The organism is Halomonas sp. DQ26W (assembly GCF_003339685.1).
Classification (GTDB): Bacteria; Pseudomonadota; Gammaproteobacteria; order Pseudomonadales; family Halomonadaceae; genus Halomonas.
The window spans coordinates 72671-90655 of the sequence record NZ_QPKI01000007.1 but is presented as its reverse complement, the minus strand read 5'-3'; the positions used below and the strand labels follow the sequence as shown (position 1 = coordinate 90655).

Sequence of the window (17985 nt, the reverse complement as noted above, 5' to 3'; positions counted from 1 at the left end):
GCTTTGCCGGCTTGGTCAAGTTAGAGTGCCACTATCTGCCATTGGCCATCGCTGTATACCAACCGTCGACTGCAGCGATGTGCAGCGGGAGCGGTAACCTGGCCCGGCAAGGCCTGTACCACTCGCTCGCCTCGCTCGCGCAGCGCCGCGATGGCTTCGCCAGCACCCTCTCCTCGTGCCGGTGCCCAGATGCCATCACCGGCAGGTTCGCTTTGTACCAGGCTGGCCAGCAGCTTTAGATCCATGGAAAAGCCGGTCGCCGGTCGCGCACGGCCAAAGGCCCTTCCGGTGTCATCATAGCGCCCGCCCTTGGCCAGCGCCTGGCCATAGCCGGGCACGAAAGCCGCAAACATCATGCCAGTGTGGTAACGGTAGCCCCGTAGCTCGGCAAGATCGAAATAGAGGTCGACCTGAGGGTGGGCATCCAGCACACCTTGGTGCAGCGCGCGCAACTGAGCCAATGCCTCCGATACGGCAACCGGAGCGCCGGCAAAGCGATCGCCGGCCTCATCCAGCACCTCCGGGCCGCCGTGCAGCTCACCCAGCGCCATGAGCATTGCCGCCAATGCCGGGTCAGACACGCTGGAATCGACCTGCTCCGACAGGGCACCGGGAGACTTCAGTTCGAGTGCTTCAAACAGCGCCCTCTCCTGATCGCGATCAAGTTCGGCCGCCTCGACCAGGCTGCGGTAGATGCCGATATGTCCGAGGGCCAAATGGATCTCGTCGGCGCCCGCCACCCTGAGACTGGTCAACGCCAGCAGCAGAATCTCCAGGTCAGCCTCCAGGCCAGCATGACCGAACAGCTCGACGCCGACCTGCACCGGGCTGCGTCCACCCTGATGCTGGTCGGCCTTGGCGCGCAGCACGTTGGTGCAGTAACAGAGCCTGGCTGGCCCCTGGTGTCGCATCGAGTGAGCGTCCATCCGTGCCACCTGGGGGGTCACGTCGGCACTGACCCCCATCATTCGGCCGGTCAGTTGATCGGTCAGCTTGAAGGTCTGCAGATCGAGGTCGGTGCCCGTGCCGGTCAGCAGGGAGTCGAGAAACTCCACCGGTGGCGGCATTACCTGATCGTAACCCCAGCAGTGATAGAGATCGAGCAGCGCCCGGCGCAGCTCTTCCATGCGGCTCGCCTGGGGCGGCAGCACTTCGTCCATGCCGTCGGGCAGCAGCCAGCGGTCAGCAATGGTCATGTTGTCAATCCTGCAGACGATTGGGAGCGGGGCGAAAGGAGTTCCGTTAGCAATGAATGCCCACAAAAAAACCGGGCCACGCCCGGTTCAAGGATTCTACCACGTTTGACGGTGTGTTGAACCCCGCCGGAAGCCTTGCATGAGGCACATGGAAGCGGCGGGAGGCAGCATACAGGCTGCTTCTCGCCGCTTTTGCATCAGCCCTGCGGGTCAGGAAACGGCGACTTGAGATAGCGGAAGAAGTCGCTGGAGGGATCCAGCACCAGCATATCCTTTTCTCCGTCGAAGCTATCCCGATAGGCGTTGAGGCTGCGCCAGAAGGAGAAGAACTCCTGATCCTGGCCGTAGGCCTCGGAGAAGATCCCCGCCGCTTCGGCATCGCCTTCACCACGCAGCGTTTCGGCACGCTCGGTGGCCTGCGCCAGAAGCACCTGCCGACGACGGTCAGCGTTGGCACGGATACGCTCAGCCTCTTCCTGGCCTTGGGCACGCCATTCGCGGGCCTCCCGCTCACGCTCGGAGCGCATGCGGTCATAGACCGCCGCCGAGACGTCTTCCGGCAGGTCGATTCGCTTGACGCGGATATCGAGAATCGAGACCCCGAGTTCATCGCGCATCAACGTATCGAGGTCCTCGGTCGGCCGGATCATCAAATCATCGCGACGCTCTGCAATGATCTGCTGAAGGTCCAGACGGCCGAACTCGTTACGCAGGCTCTCGTCGACCCGTGGCTGGATCAGGCGGATCGCCATCAGCTCGTCGCCGGCTGTCGCCTCGTAGTAACGCGTCGGGTTGACCACCTGCCACTTGACGAAGGAGTCGACGATCACCGCCTTCTGCTCGAGGGTCAGGTAGCGGCTGGTATCGGTATCCAGGGTCAGCACCCGCGTATCGAACTTGCGGACAGTCTGGGTGATCGGCACTTTGAAGTGCAGGCCCGGCTGGATGTTCTCCTCGATTACCTCACCGAAGCGCAGCTTGACGGCACGCTCGGTCTCGTCGACCACATAGAGGCTGTTGCTGGCAAGCCAGGCAGCGGCAGCCAGGGTTCCCACGATAATCAGTGAACGATTATTGATCATTTAGCGGCCCTCCCTGCGGATACCACTGTTGCTGCCACCGCCCTGCGAGGAGGAGGTGGTACGGAGCCGCTCGAGGACACGCGGATCCAGTTCGCCGCTCTCGCCACGAGCACGGTCGCCATCACCCTCGCCGCTGCGGGTGCCGCCGGGTCGCTGGTCGAGGGGCAGATACATCAATGGTGTCTCGTCGCTGACGTCGATCAGCACCTTCGGCGTCTCGCCGAAGACCTCGGCGATGGCATCCAGGTAGAGGCGCTCACGCATGATGTCCGGTGCATTGCGGTACTGTACCAGCAGTGCATTGAAGCGGTTTGCCTGACCCTGGGCCTCGGCTACCACCGACTCTCGATAACCCTGACCCTGCTCAACCAGGCGCTGCGCCTGACCCTGAGCGGCAGGAATGATGGCATTGGCGTAAGCCATGCCCTCGTTGATGGTCCGCTGACGATCCTCGCGCGCCCTGATGACGTCATCGAAGGCGTCGATGACCGGGCCCGGCGCCGAGGTGGACTCGATGTTGATGGTCTGCAGACGAATACCGGTGCCGTAGCTGTCCAGATAGCTCTGCAGGCGGCTGGCGACGGAGCTACCGAGAATTTCACGCCCGGAAGTGAGGATCTCGATCATGTCGGTGCCACCGACCACGTGACGCAGTGCGGAATCCAGCGCATTCTCGATAGAAAGCTGGGGGTTGCGCACGTTGAGCACGAAATCGCGCGGGTTATTGACCTGGTACTGGGCCGAGATCTCGACCTCGACAATATTCTCGTCTCGGGTCAGCATCGCCTGAGACTGAGTCAGCGAGCGAACCCGGGTCACGTTGACCATGCGCACATCATCGATCAGAGGCGGGTTCCAGTGAAGGCCGGGCGTGACCACGTCCTGGAACTTGCCGAAGCGCAGCACGACACCACGCTCTGCCTGGTCGACCAGGTAGAAGCCCGAGGCCCCCCAGATCGCCAGGGCAATGACCAGCAACAGGCCGGGCAAAGCAAGCGTATTGCGTGGCTTGCCGCCGCCTCCCTTGCCACCACGGCCACCGCCACCCTTGCCCCCGCGGCCACCCAGCATGTTGTTGAGCTTGTCCTGAAATTTCTTCAGGGCTTCATCGAGGTCGGGTGGCCCCTGATTACCGCCACGGTTACCGCCGCCATTACCACCGCCGCGTCGGCCCCCTCCGCTCCAGGGGTCATTCTGGTTGCCACCGCCACCAGGCTCATTCCAAGCCATATGTCGTCTCCACTCTGCGTTGCCTCCCCGCCACCATTGATTGGTCGGTGGGAGAGTCGGTTGCCATCCTGTCGTTGGCGCCAACGGCGCCTGGCTATTCTGTTATAGGGAAGCCGACCCTTTCGGCCAGACAGCCTGAGGCTATCTACCCTCCCATACCGGACGTTCACACAGCTCGGAAGGCAAGTAATCCTCGGCCCGTTCATCCAGCCGTGCCATCAACTGCAGAAAGTCGCGCCTAGGAAGCCGCACTTTGAGCCCCACTTTGCCTTCTGGTTCCTCGAAATGCTCTTCCCTGACGGCGCCCAGCTCGTGCAAGCCCGCCCGCAACCGGCCCTGTTCCGGCGAAAGGGTCAGGGAAAAATCGATTACGTCATCGGCGAGACACTCAGAAAGCGCCTCCTCCAACAACTCGAGCCCCCGGTTCTCCTTTGCCGAAAGCCAGACCACCTCAGGCCGGCCCTGGCCGTCACGCTCGATTCGTGGCGCGCTGTCGAGCAGATCGATCTTGTTCATCACCTTGAGTATCGGCACATCCAAGGCACCAATTTCATTCAGCACTCCCTCGACCTCGGCGATATTGCGCTCGCGATCAGGGTCCGCGGCATCGATGACATGCACAAGCAATGCGGCTTCGGCGGCCTCTTGAAGGGTGGCCTGAAACGCCTCCACCAACTTGTGCGGCAGGTGACGGATGAAACCGACGGTATCGGCCAATACCACGGGACCCACATCGCCGATTTCCAGGCGTCTCAGCGTCGGGTCGAGGGTAGCGAACAGCTGATCGGCCGTATAGACCTTGGATTCGGTCAACGCATTGAACAGCGTCGACTTGCCGGCGTTGGTGTAGCCGACCAGAGAAACGCTGGGTATCTCGGCCCGGGCTCGGGCACGTCGATTCTGGGCGCGCTGACTGCGCACCTTGTCGAGTCGCTTGTGAATCGCCTTGATGCGCGCCCTCAACAGGCGCCGGTCGGTCTCCAGCTGGGTCTCACCGGGGCCACGCAGGCCGATACCGCCCTTCTGTCGCTCCAGGTGAGTCCAGCCTCGAATCAAACGCGTGGACATGTACTCTAGTTGAGCCAGCTCGACCTGCAACTTGCCCTCATGGGTACGCGCCCGTTGGGCGAAGATATCGAGGATGAGCCCCGTACGGTCAAGCACACGGCACTTGAGCACCTGCTCGAGGTTGCGCTCCTGCGAAGGACTCAGGGCATGGTTGAAGATCACCAGTTCCGCGCCGTGCATACTCAGCGTTTCACGCAGCTCCTCAACCTTACCGCTACCAATGAAGGTACGCGAATCGGGCCGATGCCGGCTACCACTCAGCAGAGTGGCCGGCTCGGCCCCCGCGGAACGCACAAGTTCCAGAAACTCACCCGGATCCTCGCGTTCGCGCTCATCCTGAAAGTCCACATGAACCAGTACTGCCGTTTCGCCGGCATCGGGACGTTCAAAAAACAAACAATATCCTCACACGTTGCTTTCCGGCGGAGCCGCAGGATCCTGCGGCGGCAGGCGCACATTGCGCGATGGCACCACCGTGGAAATGGCATGCTTGTACACCATCTGGCTGACGGTATTGCGCAGCAGAATGACGAACTGATCGAAAGACTCGATCTGCCCCTGCAGCTTGATGCCGTTGACCAGGAAAATCGACACCGGAATGCGCTCCTTGCGCAGGATATTCAGGTACGGGTCTTGAAGGGATTGCCCTTTGGACATGCTACCTCTCCCTAAAACGTTCTCATGAGGGGTGGAAGTTGTGTTCTTGCTCGGCTGGTCACCCGGCCACTCGAAGCCAACATCTTACGCTAAGAGCCGATTTCGCGCACGAGTTTCAGGACCTCACCCAATGCATCGTTACCCTGGGCATCGACCCAGTGTAGTCCCGGCCAGCCGCGTAACCAGGTCAATTGACGCTTTGCCAGCTGCCGAGTCGCAACGACGGTGCGATGGCGCAGCTGCTCGATATCCCCCTCGCCATCGAGCTTACCATCGAGATAGTCCCATACCTGACGATAACCCACACTCTTCATGGAGGGCAGCTCGGGGTGAAGATCGCCACGGGCGCGAAGCGCCATCACTTCCTCGATCAAGCCGGCCTCAAGCATGGCATCGAAACGTACGGCAATACGCTCGTGCAAGATACGACGGTCAAGCGGCGTGATTCCTATCGACAACACGTTCCACGGGAAGGTTTCAGAACGTTGCCGCTGCCAGAGTTCGGTAAGTGTCAGGCTGGTGGCACGATAGACTTCCATGGCCCGCATCAGACGCTGTGGATCGTTGGGATGAATGCGCTGCGCGGACACCGGGTCAATACGTGCCAGTGCCGCGTGCATGGCGGCAAGCCCGTGCCGCTCGACCTCACGCTGCAGTTCAGCGCGTATCACCGGATCGGCCGGCGGCAGGTTGGCGACGCCCTCGAGCAGGCGCTTGGCATACATCATGGTGCCGCCCACCAGCAGCGGCACCCGGCCTGCTGTGGTGGTATGTCGCATCTCGCGCAAAGCGTCATCGCGGAAATCCGCCGCCGAATAGGGCTCGACCGGGTCACGAATGTCGATCAGGCGGTGCGGCGCCCGGGCAAGCTCCTGGGGCGAGGGCTTGGCGCTGCCGATATCCATGCCGCGGTAGACCATGGCCGAATCCATGCTGACCAGGTCACACTCGAGCCGCTCATGAAGTGCCATGGCCAGATCGGTCTTGCCGGCGGCGGTGGGACCCATCAGAAGGATGGCGGGGGGGCGGGTATCTGGCATCAAATGTCTCGGGCTTGGAGCAGAGAAGCTGAGCCGGCGCTTCTCGCCAAAATGCGATGAACCTAACGTTTGCTACTGTCCTCTCATAAAGAGCCGGTCCAGTTCCTTGAGGGACATCTCGGTCCAGGTGGGACGGCCGTGGTTGCACTGGCCACTGCGTTCAGTGCGCTCCATGTCGCGCAGCAAGGCGTTCATTTCTGCGATCGTCAGCCGCCGGTTGGCTCGCACGCTGCCATGGCAGGCCATGGTGGCCAACAACTCGTTGACGTGCGCCTCCAGCCGATCTGAACGGCCGTAGCGCTCCAGGTCGCCAAGCATGTCGCGGATCAGCGGCTCAACATCGGCATCCACCAGCAGCGCCGGTAGCTGACGTATCAGCAGGGTCTCGGGACCGGCCACGTCGAGCTCAACGCCCAATCGGGCGAAGGCGTCGCGCTCGGCCTCGGCGGTGGCGACTTCCGCGGCACTGGCCGCCAGCGACACCGGCACCAGCAGCGGCTGAGCCTGCAAGCGCCCTTCACCCTCTGCATCACCATGCACCTGAAGCTTCATGCGCTCATAGACGATGCGCTCATGGGCGGCATGCATATCCACGATCATCAGACCACGCTCCGTCTCGGAGAGGATATAGACACCATGCAGCTGGGCAATGGCGTAGCCCAGCGGTGGCGCACGGGTGGCATCCTCCCCGGGCATCGTGGAGCGCACTGGCTGGGCCCCGGTTTGGCCAACCTCAGGCTGGCGCTCGGCCAAGGCCGCGCTGCCACCGGCACCCGGCGCGGCAGGCTGAGGGGTGAGCAGGCTCGTCTCATGTTCCGGATGCAGCGCCCGATAGCCGTTCATGAAGGCCCGCACGCGATCCGGCGTCACCCGCTCGCCACCGCCACCGGGCTGAGCGTGCAGGGCCATGGGCTGCTGTTGCCAGCGCCCGCCGATTTCACGGATTTCATGTCCACTCTGGCCAACCTCGTCGCTTGCCGACATGCCCTCGGCCACGTCGGCGGCACGATCGCCCTGCTCGCCGGGGCGCGCCTCGGCCAGGGCCCGATGCAGGCTCGAGAAGAGGAAATCATGCACCATGCGGCCGTCGCGGAAACGCACTTCATGCTTGGTGGGATGAACATTGACGTCCACCACCGTGGGGTCGACCTCGAGATAGAGCACGAACACGGGATGGCGGCCATGAAACAGTACGTCCCGATAGGCCTGGCGTATGGCGTGGGCCACCAGGCGGTCGCGCACCACCCGGCCGTTGACGAAGAAATACTGCTGATCGGCCTGGGCCCGGGAATGGGTAGGCAAGCCGACCCATCCCCATAGCCTGAGGCTGCCGGCCTCGAGATCCAGGTGCAGAGCGTTGTCGAGAAAGCCCTTGCCGAGCAATGCACTGATACGCCGCTCGCGAGCCGCCGCATCCGGGCTGGCAGGCAACTGATGCACGGTCTTCTGGTTATGCCTGAGGACCCAGGCAATATCGAAACGCGACAGCGCCAGGCGACGAAACGCCTCCTCCACGTGGCCGTACTCGGTCTTCTCGGTACGCAGGAACTTGCGCCGCGCGGGCGTATTGAAGAACAGGTCGCGAACCGTCAGGGAGGTGCCTCGAGGATGCGGTGCCGGCGTGACACGCGGCTCCATCTGGCGGCCCTCGGCGACCACGCGCCAGCCGTTGCGGGGGTCGTCGTCGACGTTGGCCATCAATTCCAGGCGCGATACCGAGCTGATCGAGGCCAGCGCCTCGCCGCGAAAGCCCAGGCTGGCTACCCCCTCGAGATCTTCCAGTGACGCGATCTTGCTGGTGGCATGACGCGACAGGGCCAGCGGCAGATCCTCCTCGCCGATACCGCAGCCATCGTCACGCACTCGAATCAGCCGGGTACCGCCCGCCTCGAGCTCCACCTCGATCCGTCGACTGCCGGCATCGATGGCATTCTCGACCAGCTCCTTGACCACCGACGCCGGACGCTCTACCACTTCGCCAGCGGCGATCTGGTTGGCCAGGCGTGGATCGAGCACCCGTATGCGGCGCCCCTCGAGCGTTTCGTCAGCCATTTCGTCAGTCACTGTCATGAGCGAGGGATCCTCAGCACCTGTCCAACGCGAATTACGTCTCCGTTGAGCTCGTTGGCCTGCTTTAGCTGCCCCACCGGCACGCCATGGCGTGCCGCAATCTGTGACAGGGTGTCTCCCGGCTGGATACGATACTCGTTGCCCGAGGGATTGCGATGGTTGTCCCTCTGCCAGGCCAGCAGGCTGGCCGGCGGGGGGTTGCTCTGAAAATGCGAGCGTAACCCGGTGAAAATCGATTCTGCCAAGCGCTGTTGATGACTGGAGTCACGCAGTCGGCGCTCCTCGTCGGGATTGGAAATGAATCCTGTTTCGATCAGCAGCGACGGGATATCCGGCGACTTAAGAACCATGAAACCGGCCTGCTCGACACGCGACTTATGCAACCGATTGACGCGCCCCAACCTCTCCAGCACCTGACCACCGATCGCCAGCGAATCATTGAGTGTTGCGGTCATGGTGAGATCGAGCAGCACGCCTCGCAGCACTTCGTCCTTGTCATTCAGCGACAGGTTGCCGTCCACGCCGCCGATCAGGTCGGCCTGGTTCTCGCTGGCTGCAAGCCACTGGGCCGTCTCGGAGGTGGCGCCGCGTTGGGAGAGGGCATACACGGAACTGCCGTTGGGACGGGGACTGTTGAACGCATCGGCATGAATGGAGATGAAGAAGTCGGCCTTCTGCTCACGAGCGATACGGGTTCGCTGACGCAGGCCGATATAATAGTCCCCATCGCGAATCATCACTGCACGGAAGCCCTCGGCGTCATCCACCAGCCGCTGCAGCCGGCGACTGATCTCCATGACCACATCCTTCTCGCGCGTGCCGCCAGGCCCGATCGCCCCTGGGTCCTCCCCCCCATGACCGGGGTCGATGGCGATAATGATATCACGGCGAGGATGGGGGGCTGCAGGCTGGCTCGCGATGGCGGTATCGGCCTGCGCACGCGGTGTGCTCTCGCCTCCTTCGGCACTGCCACGACTGGCGACGATTTCCTGCTCACGGATCATCGCCTCGATGGGATCGATAGGATTCTGCACCGCACTTTCGCCCGGGTACTCCATGTCAACCACCAAGCGGTGACCATACTGGTCATTGGGCGGAAGCGTGAAATGGCGTGGCTCCACCTCACGGGAAAGCTCCAGCACCACCCGCAGGCCGTTGCCGTCGCGCACTCCGCTGCGCACGGCAGTAATGGCGCTGCCATCCAGTTTCAGCGAAGAAAGCTCGGTGTTGAGACCGCTATCGTCGAGGTCGATCACCAGCCGTCGTGGGTTGTCGAGAAGGAAGATATCGGCCTCGGCATGACCAGACAGGTCGAAGACCAGGCGGGCATGGTCGGGAGCGGCCCAGAGGCGGACATTGTCGACCTGCGCCGACTGCGCAAATGGGGCAAGCAACAACAGCGGAAATAGTACCGCGAAGAGCACGCAGTGCCTCATCAGCACTGTAGAAAACGCTTCTCTCAAACGAAATAGGGGCAGGCATCGGGTCATAATCACTGTTGTTCGCGTTCCTGCTCGATAATCATGTCGTCAAAGGCCATCTCCTGCGACAGTGTCACAAGGACCGAACGCCCCAGATCGGAGAAGGCCTCCAGGCTGGCGATACGGCCCGGCTCGCCAAGTGTCAGGGTGATGCGCAAGTCCGGCTCTGGCAACCACCCTGCACCTCGGCTAGGCCACTCGACGATGCACAGGGCGTCGTCGGCAAACAGGTCGCGACCACCGATGAACTCCAGCTCCTCCGGGTCTCCCAGCCGATAAAGATCGAAATGGTAGAGGTATTTGCCACCCGTGACGTAGGGCTCCACCAGGGTATAGGTCGGGCTTTTCACGGCCCCCTCGTGACCATAGGCGCGCAGAATGCCACGCGTGAGCGTAGTCTTTCCGGCCCCCAGCTCGCCCTCCAGATAGACACGCCCCTGACCGCGCAGAGCGCGTCCCAGGCACCTGCCGAAGTCGACCTGTCGGTCTTCGTCATCGAGTCGCACGCGCATTGTCGCTACCTGCCTGGGGATAGATGCCAACGTTAGCCTCGGGGTTGATCAGCCTTCGGGCATAGGATGCCAGATCGGCAGCCAGCAGACCACGCTCACCGCCATCCCGGGCGGCCAGATCGGCAGCCATGGCATGCACGACCACGCCCAGACTAGCGGCACTCTCCAGCGGCACTCCCTGGGCCAGCAACGCTCCGAGCATTCCCGACAGGACATCGCCCATCCCCCCCGATGCCATACCGGGGTTGCCATAGGGGCAGACCGTTAACCCCATCGGCCCGGCTACCAGAGTGCCGGCGCCCTTGAGAATGATCACCCCACCGCGCCGACGCTGCAATTCGGCCACCGCTGCCGGTCGGTCGGTCTCAACCTCGGCAGCACTGATGCCGAGCAGCCGAGCAGCCTCGCCGGGATGTGGTGTGAGTATCCAGTCGTCACGCCGCTCCTCGGCCCAGCGGCTGGCCAGCAGGTTGAGGCCATCGGCATCCACTACCATAGGCAGCCCCGCCATCAGCGATACCTGGAGCATGCCTTGCCCCCAGGCACCCTGCCCGAGCCCTGGCCCCACCACCAGAATATCGGCACGCTCCGTAAGGTCGCCGAGGTCCGCCATCCCGCGCACGCCGTGAACCATGACCTCGGGACGATACGTCAGACAGGCCGCAACATGCTCCGGCGCAGTGGCCAGGCTGATCTTGCCGGCGCCCAGCCTGGCTGCGGCTTCGCTGGCTAGCAGCCCCGCACCGCCGAAACCGGGTGCGCCTCCCACCACCAGCACATGGCCCATTGCTCCCTTGTGCGCATCCCGCTCGCGGGGCGGTAGCAGAGCAGGAAGCAGTTCACCGTTGAGCAGCCAGGCTGCCGGCGCTATGTCTTGATGGCCGCCGGCATCGACGCCGAGTGCCCGAAAATGCACTTCGCCAGCGAGATCGGGGGCACGGCCGGTATGCAGACCGATCTTGTCGCCGATGAAGGTGACCGTCCGAGTGGCTCGTACCGCCACGCCAAGCTCGGCCCCGGTATCGGCTGCCAGACCCGAGGGCGTGTCGATGGCCAGCACCGGGAGGCCGCTGGCGTTGATGGCCTCAATGGCATCACGGATGTCGCCGCGCACCTCACCACCAAGGCCGGTGCCCAGCAGAGCGTCCACCACCACCTCTCCAGTGAAGTCCAGGCCCGGCCGCCATGGCACTATCCCGACCCCGGCAGCCGTCGCCATTTCCGCTGCCCGTGCCGCATCGCCCTCTAGGGACTCTGCCGACTTGAGTACGATGCGCTGGACGTCTAGGCCCGCCACCCCGGCAAGAGCCGCAAGCACGTGGCCATCGCCACCGTTGTTGCCGCCACCGCAAAGCACCGTTAAACGTCGCACTCCCGGCCAGCGTGCCTTGAGGCTCTGCCAGGCCGCAGTCGCCGCCCGCTGCATCAGCGCGAAACCCTCGATACCTGCCTCAATGGTGCGGCGGTCTAGCTCCTCGACCTGGGCGGCCCGATAAAGCGGCCTCAGCGTGATTGACGGTGTCTTGTCACTATGGCTCACGGACATTCGGTGTCTCCCCTGCAATTGTTGCTTTATCATGGGAGTGTAAGCTCAATGGCGCTTTCGCCAATCCCCCCGCACGCATTTACCCGGTTTTTCTCGATCATGACGCTTCCGGCAACCCTGGACGACAGCGACCTCGCCACCCTGGCCGATACCATCAGGACTTGGGGGCGCGAGCTGGGCTTCCAGCAGGTGGGTATCACGGATGTCGACCTGGCTGACGACGAGCGCCATCTGCAGCGCTGGCTGAACGTCGGTCATCATGGCGAAATGGGCTTCATGGCCAAGCATGGCACCAAGCGCACTCGCCCAGAGGAGCTCATTCCCGGCACCATTCGGGTCGTCAGCGTCCGGCTCGACTACCTGCCCGCCGAGGTGGAGAGCGCCAAGGTGCTGGGCCAGCCCGAAACCGCCTACGTCTCGCGCTATGCCGTGGGCCGCGACTATCACAAGCTGATGCGCAAGCGCCTGGCGACCCTGGCCAAATGGATCGAAGAGAAGACGGGGCCTTATGGCTACCGTGCCTTTGTCGACTCGGCCCCGGTGATGGAGCGGGCATTGGCGCGCAAGGCGGGCCTCGGCTGGGTAGGCAAGAATGCCATGCTGCTCAATCCCAGGGCAGGCTCGCTGTTCTTTCTCGGCGAGCTTTACGTCGACCTGCCGCTGCCGGTGGATCCCCCCTTCGAGAGCGAACACTGCGGCAGCTGCAGCGCCTGTCGCACCGCCTGCCCCACCGGAGCCATCGTCGAGGACCGTGTAGTAGATGCCAGGGCCTGCATCTCCTACCTCACCATCGAGCTGTTCGGCGCCATCCCCGAGCGCTACCGCGAGGCCATGGGCAACCGCGTCTTCGGCTGCGATGACTGCCAGCTGGTCTGCCCCTTCACCCGTTTCACCCGCGCGACCCACGAGGCGGACTTCGCCCCACGCCACGACCTGGACCGGGCCAGCCTGGTATCGCTGTTCGCCTGGGGCGAGGGGGAGTTCCTGGAGAAGACCGCCGGCAGCCCGATCCGGCGCATCGGCTACGAGCGCTGGCTGCGCAACCTGGCGGTGGGCCTGGGCAACGCCCCCTGGAGCGAAACGGTGGAGGCCGCCCTGCGCGCCCGCCTCGCCTACCCTTCCGATCTGGTGCGCGAGCATGTGCGCTGGGCGCTGATGCGCCAGATAGAGAAGCGCCGGCAGTTAATTTCAAGACAGATCTAGAGTACGTCGTAGCATCCATGCTCGCTTGCGCCGTGACGAAACCCCGACGCTTCGCGAGCCGAGTAACGCGCCGGGCTAGAACAAGGTCCCTCTTGCTAGCCCTAAATCGACATCCCTGTCGATTTGCGCGACTCGGCTCGCTCCCGTCGGCGTCCCGGCTAAATCGCTCGCATTAGCCGCTCCGACTCATGGCCACTGGTCACGAAACCGGACTTACGACTCCTCCGCATCCCTTTCACTTCCCGCCAGCCGTAGAAACGTATTGCGATAGTGCGCCAGCTCGGCCAGCGACTCGCGAATGTCGTCCAGCGCCTGATGCGTATTGCGCTTGTGAAAGCCGGCCAGGGCACCGGGGTTCCAGCGCTTGGCCAGCTCCTTCAGCGTCGAGACATCCAGGTTGCGGTAGTGGAAGAAGTCCAGCAGCTCCGGCATCTCCCGCTCCAGGAAGCGCCGGTCCTGGTGCACGCTGTTACCGCACATCGGCGACGAACCCGGGGCAACATGGGCCTTGAGAAAATCCAGGGTCTGTCGCTGGGCCTCGGCGGTATCGATGGTGCTTTCCTTCACCCTTGCCACCAGCCCCGACTCGCCGTGGGTCTTCTGGTTCCATTCGTCCATCGCCGCCAGCAAGGCCTCGGGCTGATGGACGGCAAGCACAGGGCCTTCTGCGATCAGGTTCAAGTCACCATCGGTGATCAGGGTGGCCACTTCGATAATCCGCTCGCGCTCCGGATCAAGCCCGGTCATTTCAAGATCAATCCATATCAGCAGGTCCTGCCGCTGTTCAGGAGATTGGGTCATCGGAAGCTCCAGATAAAGCGGGCACAGCAGGACACGCTGGGCCACGCTGGTTACAATGCCATCATTGTAACGATCTTCGGGTGCCCATGAGCAAACGCAAATTGAGCCGCCAGCAGCGCTGGCGTATCGAAAAGGTCCAGGCCGAACGTGCTCGCCGCTCCGAGCAGCGCGATATCCAGGATTCCCAAAAGCTGGCCGCAGGCGAATACGGCCCCGAACAGCCCGGCCGCGTGACTGCCCATTTCGGGCGCACCCTGGACGTTCACGGCGATGGCGACCCGGTGCGCTGCCACCTGCGCGCCAACCTGGAAGGCCTGGTGACTGGCGACAGGGTTGTCTGGCGCGCCGCCGAGGACAGCAGCGGCAATGTCGTGGACGGCGTCGTGGTCGCCCGCTCCGAACGAGCGAACGTATTGGAACGGCCCGATGCCCGTGGCCAACTCAAGCCGGTGGCCGCCAATATCGACCAGATCCTGATCGTCTTCGCCGTGGAGCCTGCGCCCCACCCCAACCTGATCGACCGCTACCTGGTGGCCGCCGAGGCGACCGGCATCGCGCCGGTCTTGGTGCTCAACAAGATCGACCTTCTACCAGAGGGTGGTGGCGAGCTGTCGGCGCTACTCCGCCGCTACGAGACCCTGGGTTATTCCGTAGTGACCTCTACCACGGCCCGCGAAGATGGCCTGGAGGCGCTGCATGCTTGCCTCGCCAAACGCACCTCGGTCTTTGTCGGCCAGAGCGGCGTGGGCAAGTCATCGCTCATCGGCCGCCTGCTCCCGGATGAGGAACTCCGCATCGGAGCGCTGTCGAAGGATTCACGCAAGGGCACCCACACCACCACCACGGCACGCCTCTATGACCTGCCCAGCGCCGAGAAGGCCGAATTGATCGACTCCCCCGGCATTCGGGAATTCGGGCTCGTCCACCTGGACGAACAGCAGGTCGCCGAGGGCTTCATCGAGTTCCGCGACCTGCTGGGGCGCTGTCGCTTTCGCGACTGCCGCCACCGTCAGGAGCCGGGGTGCGCCCTGCTCGAGGCCGTGGAGTGCGGGAATGTCCACCCGGAACGCTTTGCCAGTTATCGCCGCATCGTCGAGAGTCTCAACGAGACCTGAGCTTTCAGCATGGTTAAAGTAGATTGATGACACGACGCCGGCTGGTACAAAGGCCGAACTGGAGGAGAGCACCATGAGTTCCGAAGAAAATCTGTTGCCGCTGATCATTGAGCCCGAACAGCTTGCCGAGCATCTGGCCGACCCGCGGCTGCTGATCATCGACGTACCGCTAAAGGCCGAGAACTACGACCAAGGGCACGTGCCTGGCGCGGTCTTCCTCGACTTTCGCAAACTCATGCATGGCGAAGGCGAGGTACCCAACGGGGTACCCAGCGCCGACGCACTATCTCGGCTCTTCTCGGAGCTGGGCCTGACCCGCGACACCCATGTAGTGGCCTACGACGACGAGGGCGGCGGCTGGGCCGGGCGGCTACTGTGGACACTGGAGCTAATGGGGCACACCCGCTACTCCTACCTCAACGGCGGCATTCACGCCTGGCGTCAGGCCGGCCAATCCGCGTCTTCCGAGCGCCACACACCCACTCCCAGCGAGTACGAGGCCGCAATCCTTCACCCGGAAGTCGCCATCGACCGGGCCGAATTGCAGGAGCGGCTGGGCGAGAAGGGCTTCGCCATCTGGGACGCCCGCTCGCCAGCGGAATACCGCGGCGAGAAGGGCGAAAACCGCCAGCTCGGCCATATTCCCGGCGCGGTCAACATGGAGTGGACCGAGGCCATGGACAAGGAGCGCGCGCTGCGCATTCGCGATTACGCCGAGCTGATTACTGAACTCGAGGCGCTGGGGCTCACCCCGGACATGGAAGTGGTTACCCATTGCCAGAGTCATCACCGCAGCAGCTTCACCTGGCTGGTGGGCAAGGCGCTGGGCTTCGAGAAGATCCGCGGCTACGCCGGCTCCTGGAAGGAGTGGGGCAACCGCGACGATACGCCGATAGAGAAATAAGAAGCCTGCAACCAAAGTGCCCGCGCGGGGCGACTCGCGACAATCGAGGACGAAACCCTGACTTTCGTGCGCCGGGTGACGCGCCGGGCTGGAACAAGGTCCCTCTTGCCAGCCCTAAATCGACATCCCTGTCGATTTGCGCTACCCGGCCCACTCAAGCCAGCGCCCTCGCTAATGTCGCTTCGCTGCCCCACCCGGTCATCTCCCCAGCCAGCCAACCGGAATCTTTACCTTGTCTCTCGCCAAGTTTTTTGCCCTGATCCAGTACCCGATTCCCCACCACCTGCTCTCGCGGCTGGTGGGTTGTCTTGCCGAATGCCGTATCGCCTGGCTGAAGAATGCGCTGATCCGCGCCTTCATCAGGGTCTTCAAGGTCGACATGGGCGAGGCCGCCGAGCCCGACCCCACGGCCTACGCCACCTTCAACGACTTCTTCACCCGGGAACTGAAGCCCGATGCCCGCCCCCTGGGCCAGGGACTGCTCTCCCCCGCCGACGGCAACCTGTCCCAGTTCGGCCCCATCGAGGCGGACCGCCTGCTGCAGGCCAAGGGGCACCGCTTCTCGGTGGTCGACCTGCTCGGCGGCGACGCCGATGCCGCGCTCCGTTACAGCGGCGGAAGCTACGCCACCGTGTATCTCTCACCCAAGGACTATCATCGTGTGCACATGCCACTGGCCGGCACCCTGACCGAGATGGTCTACGTGCCGGGGCGGCTGTTCTCGGTCAACGCGGCCACGACGGAACACGTGCCCAACCTGTTCGCCCGCAACGAGCGCCTGGTGTGCCACTTCGATACGGAATACGGGCCCATGGTGGTGGTGCTGGTCGGCGCCATGATCGTTGCTGCCATCGAGACGGTATGGGCCGGCCAGGTGACGCCACTCTCAGGCCAAGTCCAGCGTATACGCTTCGACCAGCCGATCCATCTCGAACGCGGTGCAGAGATGGGCCGCTTCAAGCTCGGCTCCACGGTGGTGATGGCCTTCGCCGGCCAGGTCGATTTCGACAAGGTGCTGGCGCCCAAGACCAAGGTCTTTATGGGCCAGTCGCTTGGCGGTTTTCCCGTCAGCAGTTCAGAGTAGAAAAAGCCATCACTTCCGCCACGCTCGCCTTGCCCAAGGCGAGCTGGATCAGCCGGTCCATGCCCAGCGCCACGCCGCTGCCTGCCGGCATGCCGTGCGCAAGCGCCGCCAACAGCCGCCGGTCGATATCGACTCCGGACATGCCGAGTTGACGCCGGGCGGCGTTGTCCTCAGTAAAGCGAGCTAGCTGCTCATCGACGTCCGTCAGCTCGTCATAACCGTTGGCAAGCTCCAGTCCGTCGAGATAGACCTCGAAGCGTGAGGCCACCCACTCGCCATCCTCCTCGTCTCGATGACACCGTGCCAGCGCCGCCTGGCTCGCCGGGTAGTCCACTACCACGTCGGGTCCCTCGCGCCCCAGGTGGGGTTCGATGACCAGGCTCATCAGCAGGTCGAGGCAGCCGTCGCGCCCGGCATCGTTCATATCGAGTCCGCCACGCTCGCTGGCAGTGCTACGCAACACATCGAGCTCGACAGCAAAGGGGTCGAGCTGCAACGCCTCACGGAACAGCTCACGGTAGCGACGTCGGCGCAGCGGCCCCGAGTCGCGCCCCAGCACCGCGTGGATCAGCGCCGTCGTCTCACCGATCAATTCGTCGAGTGAGAAGCCGGGGCGATACCACTCCAGCATGGTGAACTCGATGTTGTGGCGGCTACCCACCTCGCCGTCGCGGAAGCTGCGCGCCAGCTGGAAGATCGGCCCTGAGCCAGCGACCAGCAGCCGCTTCATATGGAATTCGGGCGACGTCTGCAGCCACAGCCTTGCGCGCCCCGCTGGCGTGGTTGCCAGAAGCGACAGCGACGCCAGGTGCACATCGGTGCTGCCGCCGTGGCCCAGCACCGGCGTCTCCACCTCCAGCACGTCGCGCTCCGCGAAGAACGTCCGCACTTCGGCCAGCAGCCGCGCCCGCTCGCGCAGCGTCTCGATGCTTGCTGTGGGCCGCCAGTCAGTTGTCATTGGGTTACCTCTAGAACGAGGAAGGCCATGCTGGCTAA

16 protein-coding genes are annotated in these 17985 nt (G+C 63.6%); 4 read left to right on the top strand and 12 right to left on the bottom strand.

Annotated features, from left to right (window positions below):
• Nucleotides 1-20: 20 nt before the first annotated feature.
• The 10 genes from DU490_RS05565 to DU490_RS05520 all read right to left on the bottom strand — a co-directional run bounded on the left by DU490_RS05565 (nt 21) and on the right by DU490_RS05520 (nt 11882).
• Complete coding sequence (locus DU490_RS05565; protein ID WP_114573339.1) at nt 21-1196, bottom strand: ATP phosphoribosyltransferase regulatory subunit; 1176 nt, start codon at nt 1194-1196, stop codon at nt 21-23.
• 197 nt (nt 1197-1393) lie between these two features.
• On the bottom strand, nt 1394-2278 hold the full coding sequence (hflC, locus tag DU490_RS05560) for a protease modulator HflC (protein WP_114573338.1): 885 nt from the start codon (nt 2276-2278) through the stop codon (nt 1394-1396).
• Nucleotides 2279-3508 carry an FtsH protease activity modulator HflK gene (hflK, locus tag DU490_RS05555; protein WP_114573337.1) on the bottom strand — a complete coding sequence of 410 codons (1230 nt, stop codon included), beginning with the start codon at nt 3506-3508 and terminating at the stop codon, nt 2279-2281.
• 141 nt (nt 3509-3649) lie between these two features.
• Nucleotides 3650-4972, bottom strand: a complete 1323-nt coding sequence (gene hflX, locus DU490_RS05550; RefSeq protein ID WP_114573336.1) for a ribosome rescue GTPase HflX — start codon at nt 4970-4972, stop codon at nt 3650-3652.
• Between the two features lie 9 nt (nt 4973-4981).
• Complete coding sequence (gene hfq / locus DU490_RS05545) at nt 4982-5233, bottom strand: RNA chaperone Hfq (RefSeq protein WP_043512125.1); 252 nt, start codon at nt 5231-5233, stop codon at nt 4982-4984.
• Nucleotides 5234-5322: 89 nt separating this feature from the next.
• A complete protein-coding gene (gene miaA, locus DU490_RS05540; protein WP_114573335.1) occupies nt 5323-6273 on the bottom strand; it encodes a tRNA (adenosine(37)-N6)-dimethylallyltransferase MiaA in 951 nt (316 codons plus the stop codon).
• Between the two features lie 72 nt (nt 6274-6345).
• Nucleotides 6346-8343 carry a DNA mismatch repair endonuclease MutL gene (gene mutL, locus DU490_RS05535; RefSeq protein ID WP_258801342.1) on the bottom strand — a complete coding sequence of 666 codons (1998 nt, stop codon included), beginning with the start codon at nt 8341-8343 and terminating at the stop codon, nt 6346-6348.
• Entirely contained in the window at nt 8340-9779 is a 1440-nt protein-coding gene (locus DU490_RS05530) for an N-acetylmuramoyl-L-alanine amidase (RefSeq protein ID WP_114573334.1), read from the bottom strand. Before DU490_RS05530 ends, mutL begins: the two co-directional genes overlap by 4 nt.
• A 56-nt stretch (nt 9780-9835) precedes the next feature.
• Nucleotides 9836-10336: a tRNA (adenosine(37)-N6)-threonylcarbamoyltransferase complex ATPase subunit type 1 TsaE gene (gene tsaE / locus DU490_RS05525; protein ID WP_114573333.1), complete on the bottom strand. Its 501-nt coding sequence runs from the start codon at nt 10334-10336 to the stop codon at nt 9836-9838.
• Nucleotides 10317-11882 carry an NAD(P)H-hydrate dehydratase gene (locus DU490_RS05520; protein ID WP_114573332.1) on the bottom strand — a complete coding sequence of 522 codons (1566 nt, stop codon included), beginning with the start codon at nt 11880-11882 and terminating at the stop codon, nt 10317-10319. The genes tsaE and DU490_RS05520 overlap by 20 nt, the downstream gene beginning before the upstream one ends.
• Before the next feature lie 99 nt (nt 11883-11981).
• Between DU490_RS05520 and queG the strand changes: the two genes are divergently transcribed.
• Nucleotides 11982-13085, top strand: a complete 1104-nt coding sequence (queG, locus tag DU490_RS05515) for a tRNA epoxyqueuosine(34) reductase QueG (protein WP_114573394.1) — start codon at nt 11982-11984, stop codon at nt 13083-13085.
• Between the two features lie 213 nt (nt 13086-13298).
• Here the strand turns inward: queG and orn are convergent, their stop codons facing one another.
• Nucleotides 13299-13886 carry an oligoribonuclease gene (gene orn, locus DU490_RS05510; RefSeq protein WP_114573331.1) on the bottom strand — a complete coding sequence of 196 codons (588 nt, stop codon included), beginning with the start codon at nt 13884-13886 and terminating at the stop codon, nt 13299-13301.
• 86 nt (nt 13887-13972) lie between these two features.
• On the opposite strand from orn, the gene rsgA reads away from it, so the two are divergent.
• The 3 genes from rsgA to asd all read left to right on the top strand — a co-directional run bounded on the left by rsgA (nt 13973) and on the right by asd (nt 16989).
• Nucleotides 13973-15001, top strand: a complete 1029-nt coding sequence (rsgA, locus tag DU490_RS05505; protein ID WP_114573330.1) for a small ribosomal subunit biogenesis GTPase RsgA — start codon at nt 13973-13975, stop codon at nt 14999-15001.
• A 73-nt stretch (nt 15002-15074) separates the two neighbouring features.
• On the top strand, nt 15075-15905 hold the full coding sequence (locus DU490_RS05500) for a sulfurtransferase (RefSeq protein ID WP_114573329.1): 831 nt from the start codon (nt 15075-15077) through the stop codon (nt 15903-15905).
• Nucleotides 15906-16137: 232 nt separating this feature from the next.
• A complete protein-coding gene (gene asd / locus DU490_RS05495; protein ID WP_114573328.1) occupies nt 16138-16989 on the top strand; it encodes an archaetidylserine decarboxylase in 852 nt (283 codons plus the stop codon).
• Here the strand turns inward: asd and epmA are convergent.
• Nucleotides 16973-17947, bottom strand: coding sequence for an EF-P lysine aminoacylase EpmA (epmA, locus tag DU490_RS05490; RefSeq protein WP_114573327.1), 975 nt, complete (start codon nt 17945-17947; stop codon nt 16973-16975). The genes asd and epmA overlap by 17 nt on opposite strands.
• Between the last annotated feature and the right edge of the window lie 38 nt (nt 17948-17985).